The sequence below is a fragment of the Streptomyces sp. NPDC006923 genome (assembly GCF_040635655.1).
Lineage (GTDB): Bacteria > Actinomycetota > Actinomycetes > Streptomycetales > Streptomycetaceae > Streptomyces.
Map to the genome: position 1 here is coordinate 34481 of NZ_JBEYIF010000011.1, position 19176 is coordinate 53656.

The following is a 19176-nucleotide window of genomic DNA, read 5'->3' on the forward strand; positions in this document are numbered from 1 at the left end:
GCAACGCCTGGGGCATTGCAACGCCACTGACAAGGGGAGGGCCCATGGCCGCCGACCGACGCCCGGACGAGCGACAGGACGAGCCACTCGGCCCGCGAACGGCCGACCGGCTGGGCGACGAGCGTGTCGACCACCGCTTCAAGGCGCTGCCGCCCGACGCCGAGGGCCTGACGGTCTCCGCGCTCGCCGCGCAGCGCCGCGATCTGTTCACCGGTGGCTTCACCACCCCCGTCCTCGCCCTCTCCGCCGAGTCGGTCGAGCACAACCTCGCGCTGCTGGAGACCTACTCCGAGCGCCACGGTCTCGCCTTCGCGCCGCACGGCAAGACCTCGATGTCGCCCCAGCTCTTCGAACGCCAGCTCGCGCGCGGCGCCTGGGGCATCACGGCGGCCGTCCCCCACCAGGCCCGCGTCTACCGCGCGTTCGGCATCGGACGGATCTTCCTCGCCAATGAACTGGTCGACGCGGCGGCGCTGCGCTGGGTCGCCGGCGAGCTGGACCGCGATCCCGGTTTCCGCTTCGTCTGTTACGCCGACTCCGTGCGCGGCGTGGAGCTGATGGACGAGGCACTGCGCGCGGCGGGCGCCGGCCGCCCGGTGGAGGTCGTGGTCGAACTGGGCGCGGGCGAGGGCGCCCGCACCGGAGCGCGTACGGAGGCCGAGTGCGCCGCCGTCGCGGACGCGGTGGCCGCCGCGCCCACCCTGCGCCTGACCGGAGTCGCCGGATACGAGGGCGAGGTACCGGCGGCCGACGGCGCCGGTGTCCGTGCCTGGCTGCGCCGGCTCACCGCGCTGGCCGCCGAGTTCGACAAGGCCGGCCGTTTCGCCGGTACGGACGAGATCGTGGTCAGCGCGGGCGGCAGCGCCTGGTTCGACGCGGTCGCGGACGTCTTCGCCGAGATCCCCGCGCTCTCCCGCCCGGTGCTGAAGCTGCTGCGCTCAGGCGCGTACGTCTCCCACGACGACGGCCACTACCGCCATCTCACCCCGTTCAACCGGATCCCCGAGGAAGGAGCGCTGCGGCCCGCCTTCCGGCTCTGGGCGCAGGTCATCTCGCGGCCGTCCGCCGGGCAGGCGTTTGTCAACGCCGGCAAGCGGGACGCCGCGTACGATCTCGACCTTCCCGAGGTTCAGGTGGTCCGGGACGGCCGCACCGGCGAGATCCGCCCGGCGGCGGGCGTCACCCTGACGGCCCTGTCCGACCAGCACGGCTGGCTGTCCACCTCGGACGAGGCGGAGCTGGCGGTCGGCGACTGGGTCGGGATGGGCCTCTCGCATCCGTGTACGTCCTTCGACAAATGGCAGCTCATCCCGCTGGTGGAGGCGGACGGAACGGTCACGGACTTCCTCCGCACCTTCTTCTGAGAGGCCGGACATGGATCTCGTCATACGCGGCGCGCGCGTCGTCGACGGCACCGGGGGCCCGTCCTACCGCGCCGATGTCGGCATCACGGACGGCCGTGTCACCGCGATACGGCGTGAGACCGGCGCCCCGGGCGGGACCGGCGGTCCCCGCCTCACCGGCGCCCGTGTGCTGGACGCCACCGGTCTCGCCCTCTCCCCCGGCTTCATCGACATGCACGCCCACAGCGATCTCGCGCTGCTGCGCGACCCCGACCACTCCGCGAAGGCCGCGCAGGGCGTCACGCTCGAAGTGATCGGCCAGGACGGCCTGTCGTACGCGCCCGTCGACGAACCGACCCTCGCCCAGGTCCGGCAGACGATCACCGGCTGGAACGGCGGAGCGCCCGGGGACACCACCGTCGACTTCGACTGGCGTACGGTCGGCGAGTATCTCGACCGGCTCGACCGGGGCTTCGGCGGCGAGGGCATCGCGGTCAACGCCGCGTATCTGGTCCCGCAGGGCACCGTCCGTATGTACGCGGTCGGCTGGGACGACCGTCCCGCGACGGAGGCCGAACTGGCGCGCATGAAGCGCCTGGTGGCCGAGTCCCTGGAGCAGGGCGCGGTCGGCATGTCCTCGGGGCTGACCTACACGCCGGGGATGTACGCGGACGACGCCGAACTGACCGAGCTGTGCCGGGTGGTGGCGCGCTACGGCGGCTACTACTGCCCGCACCACCGTTCCTACGGCGCCGGCGCGCTCCGGGCGTACGAGGAGATGGTGACGCTCACGCGGCAGGCCGGCTGCGCTCTCCATCTCGCCCACGCCACCATGAACTTCGGCGTGAACGAGGGCCGCGCGCCCGAGCTGCTCGCGCTGCTGGACCAGGCGCTGGACGCGGGCGCCGACATCTCCCTCGACACCTATCCCTACACTCCGGGCTGCACCACGCTGGTCGCGATGCTGCCGAGCTGGGCGAGCGAGGGCGGCCCCGACGCGATTCTCGGCCGGCTCCGCGACGACGCGACCGCCGAGCGGATCCGCCACCATCTGGAGGTCGTCGGCTCCGACGGCTGTCACGGCGTGCCGATCGAGTGGGACACCATCGAGATCTCCGGTCTCTCGGCGGCGCCGGAGCTCGCGGACCATGTCGGCAGGACGGTCGCCGCGTCGGCCCGGCTGCGCCACGAGAGTCCCTGGGTCACCGCCCGCAGGCTGCTGATCGAGGACCGGCTCGGTCCGACGATCCTCCAGCATGTCGGCCACGAGGAGAACGTCCGGCAGATCATGCGCCACCGGGTCCACACCGGCGGCAGCGACGGCATCCTCCAGGGCGCCAAGCCGCATCCGCGCGCCTACGGCACGTTCCCGCGCTATCTGGGCCGGTACGCCCGGGAGCTGGGCGTCCTCACCCTGGAGGAGTGCGTGGCCCATCTGACCTCGCGCCCGGCCGCCCGCCTCCGGCTGCCGGACCGCGGTCTGGTCCGCGAGGGCTACCGCGCCGACCTCGTCCTGTTCGACCCGGACACGGTCGCGGCCGGCTCGACCTTCGACGCACCGCGCACCGCGCCGACGGGCATCCCGCATGTCCTGATCGACGGCCGCTTCGTGATCGAGGACGGCCGCCGCACGGATGTCCTGGCGGGCCGCTCCGTCCGCCGGACCGGCTGACCGGGTCAGGCCGAGGCGAGGCGCAGCACCAGGGCCGCGACAGCCACCAGGAGGATGATCACGACCGGGGCGATCGCGTAGTCCTTGGCGCGCAGATGGAAGATCGCGGCACCGATGAAGTAGAGGATCACGCCGATCGCGGCGGCCACGCCGATCGGCGTGATCCAGAGCCCGGCCAGCAGCCCCAGCGCGCCCAGCGCCTTGAGGGTGGCGAGGCGGGGAAGCCACGAGTCCGGGACTCGCACGTCGCGCATCGACGCGACGATCTTCTCCTGGCGGGTGAAGGTGCCGATGGCGGAGAACGTCAGCAGTGCGGCGAGCAGGATGCCGACGACGGCGTAGGCGATGAACACGAATGATCCTTCGGAAGGTGTGAGGGGTGGCCGCGCGGAGGGCCGCGGCCGGCCGGCGGATACGGGTACGGGTACCACTGGTCATGGCCCCGGCACAGGCTGCCTGGGCCGGGCCCCCGGAGGAAGACCCGGCCCAGGCTGGTACTGGCAGGGCCACGATCCGGCGGCCCGGGGCGGGTACATTCCCTGGGTGAGCGAGAACGAGCTGGGCCTGTTCCTGCGGGGCCGCCGGGAGGCCATGTCACCCGCCGAGGCCGGTCTTCCGCACGGCAGCCGGCGCCGTACGCCCGGTCTGCGCCGCTCCGAGCTGGCCATGCTCGCCGGGATCAGCGTCGAGTACCTGGCGCGGCTCGAACAGGGCCGGGACCGCCATCCGTCACCGCAGGTGCTCGCGGCGCTCGCCGACGCCCTGCGGCTGACCAACGACGAACGGCTGACCCTGCTGCACGCCGAGAAGCTCTCCACCGGCACGGGCCAGCTCTGCCCCGGTGCCGGACTGCCGCCGGCGCGCGTGGTGCGGCCCACCGTGCGCGCCCTGCTCGACCGGCTGGAGCCCACCCCCGCCGTCCTGCTGAACAGGCTGAGCGAGGTGATCGCGTACACGACGGGTTACGAGCAGCTCGTCGGTCCCCTCGGGCTGCTGGAGGCTCCCGTACCGAGCCTCGCGCGGTATCTCTTCACGGATCCCCGGGCCCGCGCGGCCCACCCGGAGTGGGACCTCACCGCCGACGAACAGATCACCCGGCTCAAGGCCGACTCCATCCCGGACGATCCGCACCTGGCGGACCTGGTCCAGGAGCTGGCGCTCACCGCCGGGGCGCCCTTCAGCGACCGCTGGTCGACCGGCTCCCGGATGTCCCGCCACCTGGGCGCCCAGCGGCTGACGCACCCGGACGCGGGCGAGCTGCGGCTGGCCCGCGAGACGCTCACGCTGCCCGACGCCGACGGACAGCGTCTGCTGGTCCACCTGCCCGCCGACGACGCCACGGCGGCGGCGCTCGACTCCCTCACCGGCCGCCGTCCCGGCGCGCTGCGCGCGGTGGCGGGCTGACGCGCAGGCGGTGCCGCCGAGCGCGGTGTCACCCATAGGGGTGAACGGGAATCCGCACCCCCGGGACGGGCCCGGCAGGGCACTGCCGGGCCCCGACGCGCGTGCGGCGAGTGCCCTGCAAGGGCCCGTTCCGGATGACGTGGCCGAAAACACCAGGCAGCGCGCGTTACGCGGTCGTAAGCTCGCGGACATGCAGGTGATCCAGTCCACGAAGCTCGCCAATGTCTGTTACGAAATCCGGGGCCCGGTCCTCGATGAGGCGATGCGGCTGGAAGCAGCAGGCCATCGCATCCTCAAGCTCAACACCGGCAACCCGGCCGCCTTCGGCTTCGAGTGCCCGCCCGAGATCCTTGAGGACATGCTCCGCAATCTCGGCGACGCGCACGGCTACGGTGACGCGAAGGGGCTGCTGTCCGCGCGGCGCGCGGTCATGCAGCACTACCAGACCAAGGGCATCGAGCTGGACGTCGAGGACATCTACCTCGGCAACGGCGTCTCCGAGCTGATCCAGATGTCGATGCAGGCGCTGCTCGACGACGGCGACGAGGTGCTCGTACCGGCTCCCGACTATCCGCTGTGGACCGCGTCGGTCTCGCTCGCGGGCGGCACGGCCGTGCACTACCGCTGCGACGAGGGCGCCGACTGGATGCCGGACCTCGCCGACATCGAGCGCAAGATCACCGATCGCACCAAGGCGATCGTGATCATCAACCCGAACAATCCGACCGGCGCGGTGTACGGCGAGGAGATGCTCCGCTCGCTCACCGAGATCGCCCGCCGCCACCGTCTGATCGTCTGCTCGGACGAGATCTACGACCGGATCCTGTACGACGGCGCCACCCACACCCCGACCGCCGCCGTCGCTCCCGATCTGCTCACCCTCACCTTCAACGGTCTCTCCAAGAACTACCGGGTGGCCGGTTTCCGCTCCGGCTGGATGGCGGTCTGCGGCCCCAAGGGGCACGCCGCCTCGTACATCGAGGGCCTGACGATCCTGGCCAATATGCGGCTGTGCGCCAATATGCCCTCGCAGCACGCGGTGGCCACGGCCCTCGGCGGCCGGCAGTCGATCAACGACCTGGTCCTGCCGGGCGGCCGGATCCTGGAGCAGCGGAACGCGGCGTACGACCTGCTGACCCAGATCCCGGGCGTGACCTGCGTCAAGCCCAGGGGCGCGCTCTATCTCTTCCCGCGGCTCGACCCGAAGGTCTACAAGATCAAGGACGACCGGCAGATGGTGCTCGACCTGCTGCGGTCCGAGAAGATCATGGTCGTGCACGGGACGGGCTTCAACTGGACCGAGCCCGATCACTTCCGCATCGTCACCCTGCCAGCGGCGCAGGATCTCGTCGACGCGGTGACCCGGATCGGGAACTTCCTGGACGGCTACTCCCAGCCATAGGCTCCCCAGGCCGCAGGCTCCACAGGCCGCAGGCTCCACAGGCCGTCGCGACTCCACTCAACTTTAGACTCGATCCAAGGTAGGATGGTCTCCTGACCACGCCAGGAGGCCATCCATGTACGAGCCGATCCGCACCAAGTCGGTCCACTCGATGGCCGACGCCGACTTCCCGCACCGCAGCCGTGAGGAGGAGCTGGACATCCAGCTCGCCGGGCATCTCTCCGCGCTCCTCGCCGTCACCGAAGAACTCGGTCTCGACACGGCCGCCGAGTGCGTCGCGGGACAGATAGCCAGACTGCGCGGCACCCCGCCGGCGCGCCGTCCGGGTGTCACCACCGGCGCCGACCCCGCCGAACTGCACCGCCGCGCGCTCGCCCTCGCGGGCCGCGCCCTCGTCGTCGCCGCCTCGCGCGCCGACACCGCCGCCGCGATCATCTCGGCCGAGCGGATGGACGCGCACACCGCCGCCCTCCAGGAGCTGGCGGACCTGCCCGGCCAGCGCCTGATCGGCGCCCTCTGACGGCCCCGGTCCGCGGGCCGCGGAGGCGCGCGGACCGGGGCTCTTTCCTTCGCGCGCCGGAGCCCGGCTCCCAACACGCGGGCGCGCGCACCGGTCGCCACTGAACGTATCCCTCCGGTTCCTTACCGGGATGGGTACTTCACCTGCCGTCCACCCAACTCCGTCCGGAATGTGGGTTTCCGCGAGCACGCTCTTTCCCGTGAGACGCATCGTGGGAATCGTCCTGGCGGTGCTGCTGATCGGCGGAGTGGCAGCAGCCGTCGTGGCAGGCCGGCAGAACCAGGGCACGAGCACGGCAACGAAGACCGTGCGCGGAGTGATCGGATCGGAGAAGGCCGAGTTCTTCTCCGACCCCGAGGTGGTGAAGGCCCTCGCTGCCAAGGGCTTCACAGTGAAGGCGGAGACCTCCGGCTCCTGGGCCATGGAGGACCTGCTGCTGGACGGCTCCGACTTCGCCTTCCCGGCGTCCAAGGCGCCGGCCGACGGACTGGTCAAGAAGTACAAGGTGCAGGGCGGACCGCTGCGGCCGTTCTACTCGCCGCTGGTCGTCGTCGCGCACCGCTCCGCGGCCGAGGTCCTGGCCGGCAACGGGCTCGCCGTACTGGACGCCAAGTCCCGCGGCACCCTGCGGATGGACGCCTATCTCGACGCGGCCCGCGCGAAGCGCACCTGGCAGCAGCTCAAGGGCGCCTCGGACCACACCGAACTGACCGGGACGGTCTTTGTCACCAGCACCGACCCGCTCGCCTCCAGCTCGGGCGCGCTCTATCTCGCGGCGGCCTCCTATGTCGCCGACGGCGGGCAGGTCGCCGTCGACGACGCCGCCGTGGCCCGTACGGCTCCGCTGCTCAAGCGGCTGATCTCGGTGCAGGGCGCACAACAGCCCGGCTCCGACGCGCCGTTCAGGGACTTCATCAGCGGCGTCGGAAACCCGCTGGTGCTGGTGTACGAGTCGCAGGTGGCCTCGCTCCTGCTGCGCGGGGAGGACACCGGTGACCTGGTGGTGCTCTATCCGGACACCACCGTCAGCAGTGACCACACCCTCGTACCGCTCACCGGGAACGGCCGTGCGCTGGGCGAGCTGCTCTCCACCGACACACGCCTGCGCGAGCTGGCGGTACGCCACGGCTTCCGCCCGCAGGGCGCCGCCGCCGAGTTCACCGCCGCGACGGCCTCCCTCACGGCCTATCTCAACCAGACGCTCACCGGCGTCCGCCAGGCACCCGTGCCCACCACCGAGGTGCTGCACGCGATGGCGCGGCGGGCCCGGTCCTGATGCCACCCCGGGAAAGCCCGGTCCGGTACGGCACACCAGCCCCGTCGGGGCACCAGAACTTTTCACGTCCCAGGGGGGACCGCATGCCCGCAGAGAACGGCCTGGAGCCCGGAGGGCCCAGTGAGCTGATCCTCACCCCACCGGAGCCCGTCGCCCCGGTCCGCGCCGAACAGGCGGCGGGGCTGGTTCCGCTCGACGACTCCGTACGCGCGGAGATGACACAGCGCGCCACCGACTACGTGGGGGCGCTCTCGGCGCTCGATGTCCGCTCGCCCGAATTCACCTCGCGCGTCGGCGAGATCGCCGCGCTGGGCTCCGGTGACATCCGCGCCGCCGCCCAGCAGTCCAACCGGATGCTGGACCGCACGGTCCGCTCCCTCGGCTCCGGCGGTGAGGACGCGCAGTCCCGGGTGGCGTCGTCCCTGGTCGAACTGCGCCGTACGGTCGAGGACCTGGACCCGCGCGAGGTGCCGGGCAAGGGCGCCCGCCGTCTGCTCTCCAGGCTGCCGGGCGGCAACAAACTCCGGGACCACGCCGCCAGGTACGCCTCCTCGCAGTCCACCCTGACCAGGATCGTGGGTTCGCTCAGGGGCGGCCAGGACGAACTGCGGCGTGACAACGCCGCGCTGCACACCGAGCGCACCCGCCTCTGGGAGACCATGGGCAAACTCCAGGAGTACGCGGTCCTCACCGAGGCGCTCGACGCGGCGATCGAGGAGCGCGTCGCCGGGGCCGACGCGACGGACCCGGTCCAGGCCGACGCGCTGCGTGCCGATGTCCTCTTCCCCGTACGGCAGAAGCACCAGGATCTGCTGACCCAGCTCGCGGTCTGCGCGCAGGGTTATCTGGCGATGGACCTCGTGCGCCGCAACAACGACGAGCTGATCAAGGGGGTCGACCGGGCCGCGACCACCACGGTCTCCGCGCTGCGCATCGCGGTGATGCTGGCCTCGGCCCTGGACAACCAGCGCAAGGTGACCGAGCAGGTGAACGTCCTGCGCACCACGACGGAGGACCTGATCCGCGGCAACGCGGAGATGCTCGCCACCCAGAGCGGTGAGATCCAGCGCATCGCCGCCGACCCGGCGGTCGGAGCGGAGACGCTGCGGACGGCGTTCCAGCAGATCTACCGCACGCTCGACGCGATCGACACCTACAAGATCCAGGCGACGGAGTCGATGGCGGCGACGGTGGAGTCCCTCACGGCGGAGCTGCGGACGGCGGGCGCCCATCTGGAGCGCACCCGGTCGGCGGGCGCGCTGGAAGGCGGCCTCCAGTGAGACGACCGCTGAGCCGACCGCGCCTCGCCGCCGTACTGGTCGCGGCGCTGCTGACCGCCACCGCCTGCTCACCGGGCGACGGGCCGGACAAGGACAGGGGCGGCGCGGACACCAGGGACCACCAGGGCACCCTGCGGGTCCTCGCCTCCAGTGAACTCGCCGACATGCGGGGTGTGCTGGACCAGGCGGAGCAGAAGACCGGTGTGCGGGTACGGGCCACCTGGACCGGCACCCTGGACGCCGCCGAACTGATCGCGTCCGGCGGGGCGGACGGCAAGTACGACGCGGTGTGGCTGTCGTCCAACGACTATCTGCGGCTGCACCCCGGCGCCGCCAAGCGCCTCACCAACGAGACTCCGGTGATGTCGTCGCCCGTCGCCCTCGGCGTCAAGGCGTCGGCCGTCGAGCGCCTCGGCTGGCGGCCGGACCAGGTCACCTGGTCACAGGTGCACCAGGCGGTCGCGGCCGGCAAGCTGACCTACGGCATGACCGACCCGGTGCGCTCCAACTCCGGTTTCTCCGCGCTGATCTCGGTCGCCTCCGGGCTGTCCGGCGCCCAGTCCGCGCTCACCGACGCCGATGTGCGCCGGGCGGCGCCGAAACTGAAGGAGTTCTTCACCGGGCAGAAGCTGACCTCGGGTTCCTCCGGCTGGCTGGCGACGGCCTACACGCGGCGCGGCAGCGTCGACGCACTCGTCAACTACGAGTCCGTGCTGCTCTCCATGAACCGGAACAGCGACACCGGACTCACCGTGATCCGCCCGAAGGACGGCGTGGTGACCGCCGACTACCCCTTCACCCTGCTGACCTCGGCGCCCCGGGAGGCGCGGGAGGCGGGCCAGGCCCTCACCGCGTATCTGCGCGGCCCGGAGGCCCAGCGGGCGCTGACCGAACAGACGTTCCGCCGGCCGGTCGTACCGTCCGTCGAGCCGGCGGCCGGTCTCGCCGCCGACAAGCGACGCGAGCTGCCCTTTCCCGGTACGCGCTCGGTCGCCGACGGCCTGCTCGACTCCTACGAGAACCAGCTTCGCCGCCCCTCGCGCACCGTCTATGTCCTGGATACCTCGGGCTCGATGCGGGGCGACCGGCTGTCCAGCCTGAAGACGGCACTCGCCGGACTCACCGGGACCGACGACTCGCCCACCGGCGACCGCTTCCGGGACCGGGAGGAGGTGACGCTGATGCCGTTCGGCTCCGAGGTGAAGCGGGTCAGTACCCATACGGTCGACCCGGCCGATCCGGCCGCGGCGCTCGACGCGATCCGCGCGGACGCGAGGTCCCTGACCGCCTCGGGCGACACGGCCATCTTCAGCAGCCTGTGGGAGGCCTACGCCCATCTCGGCGCGGGCGGACGCGACGCGTTCACCTCGATCGTCCTGATGACGGACGGCGAGAACACCACGGGTGCGAGCGCCGGCGCCTTCGAGCGTTTCTACGCCGGACTGCCGGCCGCGCAGCGCGCCACCCCCGTCTTCCCCATTCTCTTCGGCGACTCGGACCGCGCGGAGCTGGAGCACATCGCCTCACTCACCGGCGGACAGCTCTTCGACGCGACGGGCGGGCAGGAATCGCTGGACGGAGCCTTCGAGGAGATCCGTGGCTACCAGTAGGACACCCGGCAGGGCACTCGCGTATCTGGAGTCCCGCAAGAACCTCACCGGCAGCGTCTGCGGACTGGCGGGCCTGGCACTCACCTTCACCGGGCTCGCCGGCGCGTACTGGCCCGTGGTGATCGCCGGGCTGTACGGCGCGGGCGCGCTGATCGCCCCGCCCGAACGGCCCGGCGCACCGGAATTCACCGATCCGACGGAACAACTGGACGCATTGCGCGGCGACTTCACCACGCTCAGGACCTATCTGACGGAGGTGGAGCTGCCCCCGGCGGCGGCCGGCCGGCTGACCGAACTGGACGACGTACTCGAAGCGCTGCTCGAACCGGGCTGGGTCGCCGACGCGCTGGCCCTGGACCCGGAGGCGGTGCACGCGCTGGGGCGGGCCATCCGCCAGGACATCCCGGAGTCGGTGGACACCTATCTGCGGACCCGCTGGTGGACCCGGCTCCAGCCGGGCGCCGAACCGCCGGAGCGCCATCTCGAACGCCAGTTGACCGTGCTGTACGACGAGGCCCGCGCCTACGCCTCCGCGCTGCGCGAGGCGGAGGCCCGCCGCCAGGAGACACACACCCGCTACCTGGAGGAGCGCAACCGCCCGTCCTGACGGCGCGGGCGGGAGGCGGGTCGATGTGAGTCGCGCTTGTCGATGCTTGTCGATGTGGGAGAGGGCCGGCGAAGCTTCGCCGGCCCTCTCCGCCGTCACCGCCCGTCTTTCCCCTTGCGCCGGGCGGCGGCCCTACGCCCCGGATTTTCACCGGAGTTGTCTTCGGCGGAGATCTCCTCGACGGCCATACGGACGCTCCCGCCCAGACCCGCCAGCAACAGCGTGAGCAGCCGCAGACAGGCGGGGTCGTCAGGCGTCACCGGGTGGTCGGAGGGGGAGAGACTGTCTCCGTGCACGGCTTCGCCTCCAGACTGAAGATCAGGCCTTTTCCGGTCAGGGTGGGAACCACGGACCAGCCCGGGGCGAGAAGGTCAAGCAGTTCCAGGCCCCTGCCATGGCTGTCCCACACTGTGTGCGGGCGCCGCAGTGGTTCGATCCTGCTCCGGTCGTGCAACTCGATCTGGATCGAACCACCCATCGGGGAGTGGCAGATCAGGTCGAATCCGCCACCGCCGGCGTGGAGCACCGCGTTGGTGGCGGTCTCGCTCACCAACAGTTTGACGACCTCGTGGTCGATCCAGGGGAAGGGCGCGTAAGCGCGCCCCGCGAAGGCTCTTGCCCGACTCACGGCTGTGGCCGTACAGGGATAACGCTCAACTGCCAGGACATGACCACGCGGATCCATAACCCACACCTCCGGACGCGGTCCCGGAGAGCACCGGCCGCGCACAACTAGGACTACACACCGCAGCCAGTCGCTTTCGCAGCGTGCGCAGCCCAGTTTGGGTCACGTGACCTGTCACGCGCAACCCAAAATGCGAACCTGGGCCCGGAGAGTCATGGGGCGGATCGGCTGAGCGATACCCTGACGACATCGGGAGACCGCCCCACTCGGAGGGAAAGCCGTGGTCGTCAGCGTCAATGCGAACGCGATCTTTGCCATGCGACGCGTCGGCGAAGAACTCCAGCGTCTGCGTACGGAAGCCGGCCTCAAACAGGAGGCGGCCGGGGAGGCACTTGGCGTCTCGCGGTACACCGTGGGCAAGATCGAGCGCGGCAAGGCCTTCCCCACTGACGAGCAACTGCCCACGCTGCTCAAGCTCTACGGGGCGACCCCGGAGGAACGCGCGGGAATCGTCGCGACGATCGAACAGGGAAGGTCGTACGGTCGCACCTGGTACGAACGCCCCGAGATTCAGGCACTGTTCACCGGAGATTCCTACCGCTACCTCTCCCTCGAAGACGCCGCAGAACGCATCTCGACGCAATCGGGAACGTACGTACCAGGACTTCTTCAGACGCGGGAATACATCGAAGCGATCGTCGCCTTCGGCCAGAAACACGAAAGCGCGGAGCACCGAGAGGCATTCGTGGAAGCCCGGCTGCGGCGGCAGGAAGTCCTCACCCGCCGAAACCCTCTGACTCTGGATGCCGTTTTCCTGGAGTCCGCGCTTCGAGCCACCGTAGGTGGCTCCGAGGCGATGCGCGCGCAGCTTCGGCACCTGGTGTCGTATGCCAACCAGCAGAACATCACTCTGCGAATGATCCCTTTCACCGCTGGAGCCGCAAGCATCTCAAGCGCGCTGTTCACCATTATCGACTTTCCTGGTGCCGACAACCGAAGCGTCGTCTCGCAGGAGCAGTCCCGAGGCGAGACTCTCCAGGACGACCCGGCCGAGGTGCGGCGCATACGCCGGAAGTTCACGGACCTGACCGACCACGCACTGAACGCGGAAGAAACCGTCCGTCGCATCGAAGAGATGGAGAAGGAACTCACATGAACGACCCGAAGGACACGCTCTACGCCGTGCCGCTCGACGGCGCATGGGAGAAGTCCTCATTCAGCGCCGGCTCGGGAAACGACTGTGTCCTGATCATGCCGATCGCCGGCGGTGTCGCCTTCGGTGACTCCAAGCGCCGGGAGCTGGACGGTGCCCTTCGGTTCACGGACAAGGAGATGCTCGCCCACATCCTTGCCGTCAAGGCCGGTCAGTACGACCACCTGATCCCCGAGGGCACCGAGCTCTGAGACCCGTCGGCCCGGCTCCTCGAACCGGCGTGAATCGGCAACATGAATGGTGATGCCACGTTGGCGTGGCGTTCAGGCTTTCGCCTTCCGGCGGTTTCCCGATGTCTCGACACTTCATCCTCACGCGTGAGTCGGGTCCACACGCGTGAGTCGGTTTCACACGGGGGAAAGCCATGGGTTCTGCCATGCACACTGAGGCGTCCGGATTACTGACCGAACTCAATACGGTGATCGACAGCCGGGAGATGCTCACCACTCTGGTGTGCGCGCTGGTCACCGGCGCGATCGGCCTGTTGATCGCCGCGGTCCGGCGGCGTCGCCGGCTGAGCTGGAGCGTACTTTTCGACGAGCCGATCAACCGGGGTCCCGCGCCGCCCAACGGCCTCAACATGTGGGAGATCAGCTCGCAGGGCCGGGAGATCGAGGACGGCAGTCTCGTCGTGCTCGACATACGGAATTCGGGCGGCCAGGACATCGAGGAGAGCCACCTCGCCGTTCCGCTGCATTTCACCTTTCCCGGCCGGGAAGTCGTGCATTTCAAGGTGCGCGACTCGGACGACCTGCACGATCTCATCGAACGCAGCACCGACACGCTTCCGCCGGACGACGCGTCCAAGATCGCACTGCCCGCGCTGCCGCTCAACCGGCGTGCGGGGTTCAAGCTGCTGGTCCTCCTGGTCGGATCGGGCAGCGGCGTGCGGACGGGCGGCATCATACGCAGCGGCCGGATCGTCCAGAGGGCCAAGCGCTCAGTGCTGTACCAGGTCGCGGCGGCCGGCGCCGTCATGGCGCTGCTGACCGGCGTCTCCGGCGGAGTCTGGCTGGCCAACCAGGCACTCAACCCGGTGGCCGCCTGCACCAACGGCACACTCCGTGTGGAGGGATCCACCGCTTTCGCGCCGATCGCCACGCAGGTCAAGAACGCCTACGAGCAGAGCTGCCAGAACGCTTCCATCACGGTCGTGGCCAATGGCAGCGGCACCGGTCTGCAGGAACTGAGAACGAGCAAGAGCACCAGGATGATCGCCATGTCCGACGGACGGCCCACGCAACTCACCGAGGACGCCGGCCTCACCCGGCGCGCGGCGGGAGTGGTCGTGTTCGCCGTGGTGGCCAATCGCCAACTGGAGAGCACGGACCCGGGACTGTTCAACGAGGGACTGACGACCAGGCAATTGCGGGCGGTCTTCAGCGGCGCGAAAGGCTACAAAGCCGTTGGCCGCTCCGCCGATTCCGGTACCCGCGCGGCCTTCGACAGCGCCTTTCTCGGGGGGCAGTCCTCGTCGTTCGACGCGGCGCCCGCCTGCGACGCCGTCCGCGCCGGTGACAAAGAGACCGCGTGTACCGCGGAGACAACGATGGACCTGCTCAACTACGTCAACGCCACGGACAACGCGATCGGCTACGCGGAGGCCGACGCGCTGGCCTTCTTCCCCAATATCGGAGTCGTACCGGTCAACGGCCATGAGCCGGTCCGCGAGGACGCCCTGAGCGGGGACTATCCCTTTGTCGCGACGGAGTATCTGTACACCGCGGGCGCGGCGACCGGCCTGACCGCCAACTACCTCGATTTCCTGACCAGTGACGCGATGACGGCTCAATTGCGCGGCCACGGCTATATCGGCTGCTCCGACCTGGGCGACACCAAGCTCGACGGGGCGTGTACCGACCACTGACGCCGCACGCCGGGGCCCGGCCGGACGGCGACGTCCGGCCGGGCGGAGCCTCACCCCAGGCGTTCGACCAGCGCGTGGTACTCGTCCCACAGTTCCTTGGGTGTGTGGTCGCCGAAGGTGTTGAGGTGCTCGGGGACGAGCGCCGCCTCCTCGCGCCAGACGACCTTGTCGACCGAGAGCAGGAAGTCCAGCTCGGCTTCGGACAGCGCCAGGCCGTCGGTGTCGAGGGCCTCCCTGGTCGGCAGGATGCCGATCGGGGTCTCGACGCCCTCCGCCCGGCCCTGGAGCCGCTCCACGATCCACTTCAGGACGCGGCTGTTCTCACCGAAGCCCGGCCAGACGAAGGTGCCCGCCTCGTCCTTGCGGAACCAGTTCACGTAGTAGATCTTCGGCAGCTTCGACTCGTTTCCGTGCCGCGCCGCCTCCTGGCCCAGCTCGATCCAGTGGCCCATGTAGTCGCCCATGTTGTAGCCGCAGAACGGCAGCATGGCGAACGGGTCGCGGCGCAGCTCGCCGACCTTGCCCTCGGCAGCGGCCGTCTTCTCAGAGGCGACATTGGCGCCGAGGAAGACGCCGTGCTGCCAGTCGAAGGACTCCGTGACCAGCGGTACGGCGGAGGCGCGACGGCCGCCGAAGAGGATCGCGGAGATCGGGACGCCCCTGGGGTCCTCCCACTCGGGCGCGATGATCGGGCACTGGCCGGCGGGCACGGTGAAGCGGGCGTTGGGGTGGGCGGCCGGTGTGCCGGACTCGGGCGTCCAGTCGTTGCCCTTCCAGTCGGTGAGGTGCGCGGGCGGCTCCTCGGTCATGCCCTCCCACCAGATGTCGCCGTCGTCGGTGAGCGCGACATTGGTGAAGACGGAGTTGCCCCACATGGTCTTCATCGCGTTGGCGTTGGTGTGCTCACCGGTGCCGGGCGCGACGCCGAAGAAGCCCGCCTCAGGGTTGATCGCGTAGAGCCGGCCGTCCTCGCCGAACCGCATCCAGGCGATGTCGTCGCCGATGGTCTCGACGCTCCAGCCGGAGATGGTGGGCTCCAGCATGGCGAGATTGGTCTTGCCGCAGGCGGACGGGAAGGCCGCCGCGACATACTTCGGCTCGCCGTGCGGGGGTGTGAGCTTGAGGATCAGCATGTGCTCGGCGAGCCAGCCCTCGTCCCGGGCCATCACGGACGCGATGCGCAGCGCGTAGCACTTCTTGCCCAGCAGGGCGTTGCCGCCGTACCCCGATCCGTACGACCAGATCTCGCGGGACTCCGGGAAGTGCGAGATGTACTTGGTCGAGTTGCAGGGCCACGGGACATCGGTCTGGCCGGGCGCGAGCGGTGCGCCGAGGGTGTGGACGGCCCTGACGAAGTCGCCGTCGTCGCCGAGCGCTTCGAGCACGGCCCTGCCCATGCGCGTCATCGTGCGCATCGAGACGGCCACATACGCGGAGTCGGTGATCTCGACGCCCATCGCGGAGAGCGGGGAGCCGATCGGGCCCATGCAGAAGGGCACGACATACATGGTCCTGCCACGCATCGAGCCCCGGAAGACGCCGTTCTCGCCGGTGAAGATCTCCCGCATCTCCGCCGGGGCCTTCCAGTGGTTGGTCGGGCCCGCGTCCTCCTCCTTCTCGGAGCAGATGAAGGTGCGGTCCTCGACACGCGCCACGTCGGAGGGGTCGGAGGCGGCGTAGTACGAGTTCGGCCGCTTGACCGGGTCCAGCTTGGTGAAGGTGCCCTTTTCCACGAGCTCCCCGCACAGGCGGTCGTACTCGCTCTCGGAACCGTCGCACCAGACCACGCTGTCCGGCTGCGTTATTGCCGCGATGTCGTCAACCCAGGAAATCAACTCCTGATGGCTGGTGGGAACGGTGCTGGGAGCCGCGATGTCGCGCGCCACGATTGCTCCTTGATGAGGGTTTTTGGACATGTGCCCCTTGGGGGCTCCGACCCGGATGCTTCGTAGCCGCTCATCCGGTGCCGGTCGCACTCATTTGATCATCCGACTCCCGCGCCCATCTGTCCAGAGGGCCTCACATGTGAGCATGGACACTCAAAGGTGAGCACTATGAGGGACGCGTTCCACTTCCGCATCCACACAGCCACCTTTCCTACTGATTTGCCCGGGAATTTAACCTACGGTCGCGTAGGTAGCATGAACCTATGACTCCTGCCGCGCCCGACCCGTTCACGCACCCCCGACAGCCCGAAGGGGGGCCGGTCGAGATCGAGTTGCCGAGTCCGGTCAAGCCGAAACTGCGCGGCTGGCTGCACGCGGGGATGTTCCCCGCCGTCCTGGTGGCGGGCGTGACACTGATCGTCCTCACCGACTCGGCCCGTGCCCGGATCGCTTGCGGCGTCTATGTCCTGACGGCCTGTCTGCTCTTCGGAATCAGCGCGATCTACCACCGGGGCACCTGGGGTCCGCGCGGGGAAGCGGTGCTGCGCCGGCTCGACCACGCCAATATCTTTCTGATCATCGCGGGCACCTATACGCCGCTGACCGTGCTGCTGCTGCCCGACTCCACCGGCCGGAACCTGTTGTGGGCCGTATGGGCCGCGGCCGCCGCCGGCATAGCGTTCCGGGTGTTCTGGGTCGGTGCGCCCCGCTGGCTCTACACCCCCTGCTACATCGCGATGGGCTGGGCCGCCGTGTTCTATCTGCCGGACTTCATGCACGCCGGCGGGATCGCCGTGCTCGTCCTGGTGGTCGTCGGCGGCCTGCTCTACAGCGCGGGTGGCGTGATCTACGGCCTCAAGCGCCCCAACCCCTCACCCCGGTGGTTCGGCTTCCACGAGGTGTTCCACTCCCTCACCCTGGCCGCGTTCGCCGTGCACTTCGTCGGCATCTCGCTCGTGGCCCAGCAGAGCTCCTGAGCCGCGGCGGCCACTGCGCCAGGACGGCGATCGCAGCCGCGGACGCGACCGCGGCAGCGTCGCCGTCGCCACGCTCCAGGTCACGCTCGCCACCACCAGCAGGACCACCCCGGCCACCGCGGCGGCGCCGCCCAGCAGGAATCCACCGATGCAGAGCGCCGCCACGGCCACGACCAGCACGTGAATGACATGTCGCATTCCCGGCCTCCCCTTCCGTATGCCCCCGTGTACGCGCCGCCGCGCGGTCCCGCGCGGCGGAACGATCACTTTCCGTTCGGACAGCCACACTCATAGTGACACGCGCCTCCGACAATCGGCCTCCTGTCCGGGAGATACCGGGGGACGCTCGCTTCTGACACCCACAGGTGTGTGCCGGTGACTGTCACTTTTGCCGGTGACCGTCACTTCGTGCCCGCCGATCGGCGCGCACCAGCGGTTCCGGGCATGGCCCGGCCGGGGATCCGTACGTGATCTCCGCGCTCACCGATGCCCGACAATGAGCACCATGGCCGCCACCTCACCCAGCCCCGTCGGAGAACACCAGCCCCAGCCGGGACTGCGCGAGCGGAAGAAGATCAAGACGCGTATCGCGATCCGCCGGGCGACCTGCCGGCTGATCGCCGAGCAGGGATACGACGCGACGACCGTCGAACAGATCGCGGAGGCGGCCGAGGTCTCACCGTCCACGGTCTTCCGCTACTTCCCGACGAAGGAGGACATCGTCCTGGCCGACGAGCACAGTCCGGCCATGGCGGCCCTGCTGCGCTCCCGTCCGGCCGGCGAATCCCCGCTGGAGTCGCTCCGCCTCCTCATGGTCCAGTCGCTGAACGCGGTCCTGGCCGGCGAGTGCGACGAGACGGTCCAGCGCGCCAGGCTCATGGTCGAGATCCCCGCCGTCCGCGCCCGGATGACCGAGAGCCTGTCGGTGACGGCCGGAATGCTCACCGAGGTCCTCGCGGAACGCACCGGCCGGGATCCCGGAGAACTGGAACTGCGGGTCTTCACCGCGGCGGCGCTGGGCGCGCTGCGCGAGGTCACCCTGTACTGGGGCGAGCGCGGCTGCCAGGGCGATCCGGTCCCGCTGGTCGACCGCGCGCTCGCCACCCTCGAAACCCTGGGCAGCGGCCCGCGCCCCCAGGACATGCCCCCGAGGTAAGGGCTGTCCCGTCCCGCACGGACGGCTCCGCCCTCCCGGCTACGCGGAAAGGGCTGCCGGACAGATCACGCCATCCTGATCATCCAGGCGCATCACCCTCACCGGCGGACGAACATATGCGGGCCGTTTCTTGAGCGGCACGACTCCTATCTCCGCATTTTCGGTCGCTTTCCACGCCGCTTCCACGCCGACGTTGCACGCCCAGGCAAAAGCGGATTCACATCCACCACTTTACCGGACCTTTTCAATCCGGCCCCGGATCTTCGCTTACTTCTGATCAAAATCCGCAAACCACCCGCCACACTTCACAAGATCGTGACATGGGTAACACTTCGAGA

General features: G+C 69.8%; 18 protein-coding genes. 14 read left to right on the top strand and 4 right to left on the bottom strand.

Features of this window, described 5'->3' with window-relative positions:
* Positions 1-44 precede the first annotated feature (44 nt).
* Together ABZ707_RS22190 and ABZ707_RS22195 are read left to right on the top strand one after the other, a co-directional pair.
* Positions 45-1364 (top strand): alanine racemase, encoded by a 1320-nt coding sequence (locus tag ABZ707_RS22190; RefSeq protein WP_360177569.1) that lies wholly within the window; start codon positions 45-47, stop codon positions 1362-1364.
* A gap of 10 nt (positions 1365-1374) precedes the next feature.
* Positions 1375-3015, top strand: a complete 1641-nt coding sequence (locus ABZ707_RS22195) for a D-aminoacylase (RefSeq protein WP_360177572.1) — start codon at positions 1375-1377, stop codon at positions 3013-3015.
* A gap of 5 nt (positions 3016-3020) precedes the next feature.
* Here the strand turns inward: ABZ707_RS22195 and ABZ707_RS22200 are convergent, their stop codons facing one another.
* Positions 3021-3368, bottom strand: coding sequence for a DoxX family protein (locus tag ABZ707_RS22200; RefSeq protein ID WP_360177575.1), 348 nt, complete (start codon positions 3366-3368; stop codon positions 3021-3023).
* 190 nt (positions 3369-3558) lie between these two features.
* On the opposite strand from ABZ707_RS22200, the gene ABZ707_RS22205 reads away from it, so the two are divergent.
* The 7 genes from ABZ707_RS22205 (at position 3559) to ABZ707_RS22235 (ending at position 11114) form a co-directional block, all read left to right on the top strand.
* Positions 3559-4419 (top strand): helix-turn-helix transcriptional regulator, encoded by an 861-nt coding sequence (locus tag ABZ707_RS22205; RefSeq protein ID WP_360177578.1) that lies wholly within the window; start codon positions 3559-3561, stop codon positions 4417-4419.
* A gap of 190 nt (positions 4420-4609) precedes the next feature.
* Entirely contained in the window at positions 4610-5821 is a 1212-nt protein-coding gene (locus ABZ707_RS22210; protein WP_360177581.1) for a pyridoxal phosphate-dependent aminotransferase, read from the top strand.
* A gap of 115 nt (positions 5822-5936) precedes the next feature.
* Positions 5937-6341 carry a hypothetical protein gene (locus ABZ707_RS22215; protein ID WP_360177584.1) on the top strand — a complete coding sequence of 135 codons (405 nt, stop codon included), beginning with the start codon at positions 5937-5939 and terminating at the stop codon, positions 6339-6341.
* Between the two features lie 199 nt (positions 6342-6540).
* Complete coding sequence (locus tag ABZ707_RS22220; protein ID WP_360177587.1) at positions 6541-7617, top strand: hypothetical protein; 1077 nt, start codon at positions 6541-6543, stop codon at positions 7615-7617.
* An 83-nt stretch (positions 7618-7700) separates the two neighbouring features.
* Positions 7701-8897, top strand: coding sequence for a toxic anion resistance protein (locus ABZ707_RS22225; RefSeq protein WP_360177590.1), 1197 nt, complete (start codon positions 7701-7703; stop codon positions 8895-8897).
* Complete coding sequence (locus ABZ707_RS22230) at positions 8894-10507, top strand: VWA domain-containing protein (protein ID WP_360177593.1); 1614 nt, start codon at positions 8894-8896, stop codon at positions 10505-10507. Before ABZ707_RS22225 ends, ABZ707_RS22230 begins: the two co-directional genes overlap by 4 nt.
* On the top strand, positions 10494-11114 hold the full coding sequence (locus ABZ707_RS22235) for a hypothetical protein (protein WP_360177596.1): 621 nt from the start codon (positions 10494-10496) through the stop codon (positions 11112-11114). Before ABZ707_RS22230 ends, ABZ707_RS22235 begins: the two co-directional genes overlap by 14 nt.
* 95 nt (positions 11115-11209) lie before the next feature.
* Here ABZ707_RS22235 and ABZ707_RS22240 read toward each other — a convergent pair whose 3' ends face one another.
* A complete protein-coding gene (locus ABZ707_RS22240; protein ID WP_360177599.1) occupies positions 11210-11374 on the bottom strand; it encodes a hypothetical protein in 165 nt (54 codons plus the stop codon).
* A complete protein-coding gene (locus tag ABZ707_RS22245) occupies positions 11371-11742 on the bottom strand; it encodes an ATP-binding protein (protein ID WP_360177602.1) in 372 nt (123 codons plus the stop codon). The genes ABZ707_RS22240 and ABZ707_RS22245 overlap by 4 nt, the downstream gene beginning before the upstream one ends.
* A gap of 277 nt (positions 11743-12019) precedes the next feature.
* Between ABZ707_RS22245 and ABZ707_RS22250 the strand changes: the two genes are divergently transcribed.
* From ABZ707_RS22250 to ABZ707_RS22260, 3 genes are all read left to right on the top strand, one after another.
* Positions 12020-12895 carry a helix-turn-helix transcriptional regulator gene (locus tag ABZ707_RS22250; protein ID WP_319680485.1) on the top strand — a complete coding sequence of 292 codons (876 nt, stop codon included), beginning with the start codon at positions 12020-12022 and terminating at the stop codon, positions 12893-12895.
* The gene (locus ABZ707_RS22255; protein ID WP_319680486.1) at positions 12892-13143 is read left to right on the top strand and encodes a DUF397 domain-containing protein; all 252 of its coding nucleotides are present in this window, start codon (positions 12892-12894) and stop codon (positions 13141-13143) included. The genes ABZ707_RS22250 and ABZ707_RS22255 overlap by 4 nt, the downstream gene beginning before the upstream one ends.
* 185 nt (positions 13144-13328) lie before the next feature.
* Positions 13329-14819 (top strand): substrate-binding domain-containing protein, encoded by a 1491-nt coding sequence (locus ABZ707_RS22260; RefSeq protein ID WP_360177606.1) that lies wholly within the window; start codon positions 13329-13331, stop codon positions 14817-14819.
* Positions 14820-14869: 50 nt separating this feature from the next.
* Here the strand turns inward: ABZ707_RS22260 and ABZ707_RS22265 are convergent, their stop codons facing one another.
* A complete protein-coding gene (locus tag ABZ707_RS22265; RefSeq protein WP_360177609.1) occupies positions 14870-16705 on the bottom strand; it encodes a phosphoenolpyruvate carboxykinase (GTP) in 1836 nt (611 codons plus the stop codon).
* Positions 16706-16968: 263 nt separating this feature from the next.
* Between ABZ707_RS22265 and ABZ707_RS22270 the strand changes: the two genes are divergently transcribed.
* Entirely contained in the window at positions 16969-17682 is a 714-nt protein-coding gene (locus ABZ707_RS22270) for a hemolysin III family protein (protein ID WP_360177612.1), read from the top strand.
* Positions 17683-18178: 496 nt separating this feature from the next.
* Complete coding sequence (locus tag ABZ707_RS22275) at positions 18179-18838, top strand: TetR family transcriptional regulator (protein WP_360177615.1); 660 nt, start codon at positions 18179-18181, stop codon at positions 18836-18838.
* Positions 18839-19176 lie beyond the last annotated feature (338 nt).